Origin of the sequence: Streptomyces sp. 15-116A (assembly GCF_025290915.1) — a bacterium.
Lineage (GTDB): Bacteria > Actinomycetota > Actinomycetes > Streptomycetales > Streptomycetaceae > Streptomyces.
The window spans coordinates 1-3,272 of the sequence record NZ_JAOCQE010000442.1 but is presented as its reverse complement, the minus strand read 5'-3'; the positions used below and the strand labels follow the sequence as shown (position 1 = coordinate 3,272).

Here is a 3,272-nt window from a genome sequence, read left to right as displayed (position 1 = left end):
CGTTCGTGCCCGTCCCGCAAGGCTTCGGCCAGCAGCCGGTGTGCCTCGGCGGCGGTCCCGGCGGCCAGGAACTCCAGCGCCTCCGGGTCGATCCCGGCGGCAGGCGGGGTCTCCGTGTCCAGCGACGGAGGAGTGCCCGGCTTCACCGGGAGCGCCGGAGCGGCCGGCAACGACGGCAGGACGGCCCCGGCCGCGTAGGCCTCGGCGGCGTCCACACCCTCCGCCTCGGCCGGCCGCTCGGCGGACGCGGAGGCCTCGCCGCGCGTCTGGAGGGCCTCCAGCAGGGCGCGTTCGCCTCGTCCCCGCATCAGCAGCAGGACGAACGGGTCCTGGTCCAGCAGCCGGGCCATCTGGTAGCACAGCGCCGCCGTGTGACCGCAGTGGTCCCACGCCTCGCAGCCGCACTCGGGCTCCAGATCGCCGAGCCCCGGCAGCAGTTCGACCCCGGCCAGCTCCGCGTCCTCCACCAGAAGCGTCGGCATCTCCCGGTCGAGCAGCGCCGCGACATGCCCGGCCCGCTCGACCGCCATGTCCAGAAAGCGGTCCCACTGCTCGCCGGTCAGCTCCTGCAGCAGCACGTCCGCCCGGTGCGCCGTACCGTCGCGGTCCTTCACCACCGCCGTGATGCGCCCCGGCCGCACCGACACAGCGCCGACCGCTCCCGCGCGTGCGAGCCTGCGGCCCGCCTTGAGCTGCTGAGCGTCCAGCGCCGTGCCCTCCAGCGCGGTCAGCCAGGCCCGCCCCCACCAGGTCTGAGCGAAACCCCGCCCCACCGAGGGCGGCAGCGCGGCGAACGTCCGCTCCACGTCGGCCTCTTCACGGTCGTACGCACCGTCGTACCGGCTCATCGCCGTCCCCCTCGCTCGTCCTCGCGCAGCGCCACGAGATCCGCCAGCTCCGCGTCCGTCAGTTCGGTGAGCGCCGCCTCGCCGGAGCCCAGTACCGCGTCGGCCAGCTCACGCTTGCGGTCCAGCAACGCGGCGATGCGGTCCTCGATGGTCCCCTCGGCGATGATGCGGTGCACCTGCACGGGCCGCGTCTGCCCGATGCGGTACGCGCGGTCGGTCGCCTGTGCCTCGACGGCGGGGTTCCACCAGCGGTCGTAGTGCACGACGTGCTCGGCCCGGGTCAGATTCAGACCGGTGCCCGCCGCCTTCAACGACAGCAGGAACACGGGGACCTCGCCGTCCTGGAAGCGCCGCACCATCTCCTCGCGCGCGTTGACCGGTGTGCCGCCGTGCAGGAACTGAGTCGGCACACCTCGCGCGGCGAGATGGCGTTCCAGAATCCTGGCCATCGCCACGTACTGCGTGAAGACCAGGACACTCGCCTGTTCGGCGAGCACCGTGTCCAGCAGTTCGTCCAGGAGCTCCAGCTTCCCGGAGCGCCCCGCGACGACCGGGCGGTCCTCCTTGAGGTACTGCGCCGGGTGGTTGCAGATCTGCTTCAGACCCGTCAGCAGCTTCACGATCAGCCCTCGGCGCGCCATGTCGTCCGCCTCGGCGATCTCGGTGAGCGCCTCCCGCACCACCGCCTCGTACAGGCCCGCCTGCTCCTGGGTGAGCGACACGGCGTGATCGGTCTCCGTCTTCGGCGGCAGCTCCGGTGCGATCCCCGGGTCCGACTTGCGGCGGCGCAGCAGGAACGGGCGCACCAGCCGCGCCAGCCGCTCCGCCGCTGCCGGATCCCGACCCCCCTCGACGGCGTCCGCGTACCGGCTGCGGAACGTGCCGAGCCGGCCCAGCAGCCCGGGCGTCGTCCAGTCGAGGATCGCCCACAGTTCCGTCAGGTTGTTCTCCACCGGGGTGCCGGTGAGCGCCACGCGCGCGCGTGCGCCGATGGACCGCAGCTGCCGGGCGGTCGACGCGTACGGGTTCTTCACGTGCTGCGCCTCGTCGGCGACGACCATGCCCCAGGACACCTCGCCGAGCCGGCCGGCGTCCAGGCGCATGGTGCCGTACGTCGTCAGCACGAACTCGCCGTCGGCGAGGCCGTCCAGCGAGCGGCGGGCACCGTGGAAGCGGCGCACCGGCGTGCCGGGCGCGAACCGCTCGATCTCGCGCTGCCAGTTGCCCATGAGCGACGTGGGACAGACCACGAGGGTCGGTCCGGCCGCGGCCGGGTCGGTCTGCCGGTGCAGGTGGAGGGCGATCAGGGTGACGGTCTTGCCGAGCCCCATGTCGTCGGCGAGGCAGCAGCCGAGGCCCAGGGACGTCATACGGGCCAGCCAGTTCAGGCCGCGCCGCTGGTAGTCGCGCAGGGTGGCGGCGAGCGCGGCCGGCTGCTCGACGGGCTCCTGCGCCTCGGGCTCCGTCAGCCGGTCGCGCAGTGCCGCCAGCCATCCGGTGGGCCGCACCTCGATCCGCCGGCCGTCGACCTCCACGGAGCCCGTCAGCGCCGCGCCGAGCGCGTCGACGGGTGTGACCTTGTGGTCGTGGCGTGCGCGGGCGAGCTGGACCTCCTGCGGGTCGATCAGGACCCACTGGTCGCGCAGGCGCACGAGAGGACGGTTGGCCTCGGCGAGCCGGTCCAGTTCCTCACGCGTGAGCCGCCGGTCCCCGACGGCGAACCACCAGTCGAAGGCGAGCAGCGCGTCGGCGGACAGGAACGACGGCCCCGCCGAGAAGCCGGCTCCTCCGTGCTGCTGTTCGTCGCCGACGGGACCGACCTCCGCGCCCGTGGTCAGCTCCCGCGTCAGCTTCTTCGGCCAGTGCACCTCGACGCCCGCTCCGGCCAGTGCACGAGCGCCCTCGCGGAGCAGGTCGGTGACCTCCTCGTCGGCGAGCTCCACCGCGTCGGGCACGGTCGTCGACAGCAAGGGCGTGAGCGGGGGCCACGCGCGTGCCGCCCGGCGCAGCGCCAGCAGGGCGTCCATCCGGGCGGGCGCACCGAAGGCGCCGCCCGCCGCACCGGACCAGACCTCGACGGCGTCCGCGACGAGCGAGGGGTCGCTGACGCTGTGCACCTGGAGTACGGCTCGGAAGGTGACGGCGGCGGAGGAGTCGCCGAGTGAGGCGGTCTCGTCGTCCACGCGAGCGATGGCGTCGTTCGTGTCAGCGGTGCCTTGGTCCACGCGAGCGGTGCCGTCGGCGGAGGCGGTGCCGTCCGTCTCCGTGATGGCCCCCTCCTGACCCGCGCTCGTCAGATCCATGAGGCCGTCCACCTCGATGCGCAGAGACAGCCGTACGCCCGCGTCATGGCCCGCGGCGACGTCGGCCGCCCAGGCCCGCAGTTCGGGCAGGCGCTGCGGCGGCGGGGCCGCGTAGGCGGGC

The 3,272-nt window shown here is 73.8% G+C and carries 1 protein-coding gene and 1 pseudogene; both read right to left on the bottom strand.

The features are described 5' to 3' along the window. Nucleotides 1-848, bottom strand: a pseudogene (locus tag N4P33_RS34045) (SWF or SNF family helicase); the annotation flags it as partial. Beyond that, nucleotides 845-3,272: DEAD/DEAH box helicase (locus N4P33_RS34040; RefSeq protein ID WP_260830790.1), on the bottom strand; the 2,428-nt coding region annotated here is incomplete at its 5' end. The pseudogene N4P33_RS34045 and the gene N4P33_RS34040, both read right to left, overlap by 4 nt.